This window comes from Polynucleobacter sp. 35-46-11, from assembly GCF_002281105.1.
This window is the reverse complement of the sequence record NZ_NCFJ01000275.1, coordinates 1-3463: the sequence shown is the minus strand read 5'-3', so window position 1 is coordinate 3463 and position 3463 is coordinate 1. Positions and strand designations below refer to the sequence as shown.

General features: G+C 46.0%; 3 protein-coding genes. All 3 read left to right on the top strand.

Features of this window, described 5'->3' with window-relative positions; genetic code table 11:
• The first annotated feature begins 94 nt into the window (after positions 1–94).
• From B7Y67_RS13380 to B7Y67_RS13370, 3 genes are read left to right on the top strand one after another with little or no spacing between them, the layout of a single operon-like run.
• On the top strand, positions 95–655 hold the full coding sequence (locus tag B7Y67_RS13380) for a DUF3306 domain-containing protein (RefSeq protein WP_293599078.1): 561 nt from the start codon (positions 95–97) through the stop codon (positions 653–655).
• A 10-nt stretch (positions 656–665) separates the two neighbouring features.
• Entirely contained in the window at positions 666–2756 is a 2091-nt protein-coding gene (locus B7Y67_RS13375) for a 4Fe-4S binding protein (RefSeq protein WP_293599077.1), read from the top strand.
• Positions 2753–3397, top strand: a complete 645-nt coding sequence (locus B7Y67_RS13370; protein ID WP_293599076.1) for a molecular chaperone — start codon at positions 2753–2755, stop codon at positions 3395–3397. The genes B7Y67_RS13375 and B7Y67_RS13370 overlap by 4 nt, the downstream gene beginning before the upstream one ends.
• Positions 3398–3463: the final 66 nt, after the last annotated feature.

Genomic DNA, 3463 nt, shown 5'->3' with positions numbered 1-3463 from the left:
TGCAAGAATATGTGAACGAGCATTACCGTCCTGAGCCTAAAAAGCGCCATCGCCCCGAATCATTTAAAGGCGCTAACCGCGGGGTGGAGGATTAATGGCTGGGGGATTTCTCAATCGCTGGTCGCGCCTCAAGTCTGGGGAGGAAGTTGAGCTTGAGAAAAAATCAGCCGATCAAACCAAACGCGAGTTAACAAATCCTCCTGAAGCGCAGCAAGATTCTGCTGATAGCAAAGAAGCTCTCCCGTCAGCTACTTTGGATGATGTGGAGAAGATCGATCGTTTTGCTCCTGACTTCTCTTCTTTTATGAAGCCGGATGTGGATCCTGCAGTTCAGCAAGCAGCAATGAAAAAGATGTTCTCAGACCCGCATTTCAATGTGATGGATGGTTTAGATATTTATATCGATGATTATTCCAAGCCAGACCCCATCCCCCTGGAAATGCTTAAGCGCATGGTGCAATCAGACATGCTCAACATTTTCCGTAAAGATAGTGATGATGAGGCCCCGGTTATACAAGCTGCCGATGACAAGGTTTCCAAACCGGAAGAGCAGGCTTTACCCCTAGCCCCTCAGACTGATTTAACATCCACAACATTACCTATTCAGGAAGTGGGGGATAAAGACCCATTACCCGTGGATAAGAAAACCAGTTAAGAAGAAATCAATGAGTCAAAAATTAGTTTGTAATTGCAATGGAACCATGCCCTTGGATGGCAAGGCTTTGGGTCTTACCATGCACACCTCCTTATGTAGACAGGAGATTGGCTCAGTCATTAAAGCATTCGATGGTAGCGATGCTATCGTCATTGCCTGTACTCAGGAGCGCGCTTTATTTGGTGAGCTTGCTGAGCAATCTACAAAGCCTTTGCTAGCTCCATTACGCTTTGTCAACATTCGTGAAGTGGCTGGGTGGACTCAAGAGGCTAAAACTTCTACACCGAAGATTGCTGCATTGCTTGCTCTGGCAGAGATGCCTGAAGCAGAACCAGTGCCGGTCGTCAACTATGAAAGCCAAGGTCGCCTGTTGATTGTTGGCTCTGGTGATCAGGCTTTGCCTTGGGCTGAAAAGCTGAGTGATTCTCTTGATGTCTCGGTGCTCTGTACAGAGCCGGGTGCATTGCCAATCGCAAGAAATTTCCCGATCTACACCGGTGAAGTAATTAAGCTGGATGGATATTTAGGTAAATTTTCAGTCGACTGGAATTTGCAAAATCCAATCGATCCAGAGATGTGCACACGCTGCGGAGCTTGCGTTGAGGTTTGTCCAGAAGGTGCCATTGATGATTCGTTTCAGATTGATCTAGATAAATGCAAATCCCATCGCGCTTGCGTCACAGCCTGCGCTGGTATTGGTGCCATTAATTTTGATCGCGCAGAGCATCAACGTAATGCTGAATTTGATTTGATTATGGATCTACGCGCTGATCCTCAGATGCGCATGAGTCAAACTCCACAAGGCTACTTTGCCCCTGGAAAAGATCCGCTTGAGCAAGCCTTGGTGGCAAACGAATTATTAGGTTTAGTCGGTGAATTTGAAAAGCCTAAATACTTTGCTTATAACGAAAAGATTTGTGCTCACGGGCGCAATGGCAAAGTAGGCTGCAGTGCTTGTATCGATGTGTGTTCTACCGGTGCTATCTCCTCTTTATTTAAAAGCGGGCAGGGCACTGTAGAAGTCAATCCTAATTTATGCATGGGTTGCGGAGCTTGTTCAACTGTATGTCCATCGGGTGCGATGCGCTACAACTATCCAAGTGTGACCCATCAAGGTAAAGAGATTAAAACGCTTGCTAATGTATTTGCTGCAGAGAGTGCTAAGGTAAAACAATCGCAAGCGCCTGCTTTGCTGTTGCATTCGCTCAAGGTAGGAACTCAAGCTTTAGATTCCCTTGGACGCTTAGCGCATTTAAGACCAAAGCAATTTGAGGCATTGCCATCTTATGTATTGCCTTACGGAGTTGAGCATATCGCCTCCACTGGTTTAGATCTATGGCTTGGTGCGCTTAGCTATGGTTTTGCTGAAGTCATTCTGCTGCTCACGGGTGATGAAGATCCAGCTTATCGCGCCGCACTAGAAACCCAAGCCGATTTGGGTAATGCAATTTTGGCTGCTTATGGATTTGACGCTAGATTCTCGCTGATTCAACTTGACTCGATAGAAGACTTGCAGCCTGTATCTGCTGCAATGGGCAAGCTGCGTCAACGCGGTTCTTTGCCAGCAATTTGTTCGCCTGCTAGTTTTGGTTTGGGTAACCAGAAGCGTGAAACTATTGAAATGGTTTTGGAGCATTTGCAAAAGCAAGCTAAAACACCACTTCCTGCTGGTGGAGCTGCTTTACCAAAATCTTCCTTCTTGGGTGGCATCAATATTAATAAGGATGCCTGCACGCTTTGCATGTCATGTGTGGGCAGTTGCCCTGAAGGAGCATTGCTAGATAACTTAGATGAACCCAAACTTTCTTTTATAGAAAAGCAATGTGTTCAATGCGGCATTTGCGTTCAAACTTGCCCAGAACAAGCGCTGTCTTTAGCTCCCCGTTTGCAGACTGTGGAGGAGCGCAAGCAAAGAGTAGAACTCAACGAGACTAAGCCCTTTCATTGCATCAGCTGCGGCAAGGTCTTTGGAACTGCCAAGATGGTGGATCTCATGTTGGTGAAGTTGGGGGCTCATGGTGCTTTTGCAGGAGCTGGGCTAGATAGACTCAAGATGTGTGGTGATTGTCGTGTTGTCGATATGGTGAAGAAAGAGTTATGAGTGATCAGATAAAAGAGAGTGCCTCAACTGAGGTGGGTGATGTGGGCTTGCCAGAGGATTTGGCCAGATCTGATTTGTATGGCTTGATTGCCAGACTCTTTCATCAACCACCTGATCAGGAGTTATTAGATCAAATTGCCGCATCGATTCCGGATGGCCAGGAAGTACAGGCTGATGACGCACCGCTAGCCAAGGTGTGGGATAGCGTGGTGGAGGTTGCCAAAAATAACCCAGCTAAAGCTTGGCATGAGGAATTTGATCGAAATTTCATTAGCGTTGGCCGCCCCAACGTCATTTTGAACGGCTCTTTTTATATGGCGGGGCACTTAAATGAAAAGCCCTTAGTTGATATTCGTCGATCCTTAGATAGTTTTGGTCTGGTATCTGCCGAAGAAGTTACTGAGACCGAGGATCACTTATCCGCCTTGTGTGAAGTCATGCGCTATCTCATAGCGGGTGATGATGTCGAAATATCTAACCTGACCAATCAACGTGCTTTCTTCAATGACCACATTCGTCCTTGGTATGACGAATTGTGCGATGCAATAGAAAACATTCCAGATATGCATCTATACCATCCAGTTGCTGCATTAACGCGGGAGTTTCTTGCAATCGAAGGCCAAAGTTTTGACATGATTTGATGTTGCATTGCACAAGAGGAAAACCCCTAGAAATAAATTAATTCTAAATATGCAAAAAATACAATT